1 protein-coding gene is annotated in these 206 nt (G+C 55.3%); it reads right to left on the bottom strand.

All coding sequences use genetic code 11. From position 1 onward, the window contains the following. Window positions 1-206 (bottom strand): cadherin-like domain-containing protein (locus tag Q1A86_RS21190; protein WP_299811439.1); only part of this gene is annotated, 206 nt, incomplete at both ends.

A 206-nucleotide genomic window follows, 5' to 3' on the forward strand; every position in this document is an offset into this window, starting at 1 on the left:
GTCTCATCGGCATCGGTGTAGCTGTCGTTCTGCGCATTGATGTTGATGGTCAAGGTCGAGCTGTCGGTGGTATCACCGTCAGTGGTGACATAGTGGATAGCCGGTACATCGCCATTGTAGTTGGCGACAGGGGTAAAGGTGTAGCTGCCGTTGCTGTCGAGGCTAAAGCTGCCGACACCAGCAATGGTGATCACAGAGCCATCGGC

Source organism: uncultured Shewanella sp. (assembly GCF_947497935.1).
Taxonomy (GTDB): domain Bacteria; phylum Pseudomonadota; class Gammaproteobacteria; order Enterobacterales; family Shewanellaceae; genus Shewanella.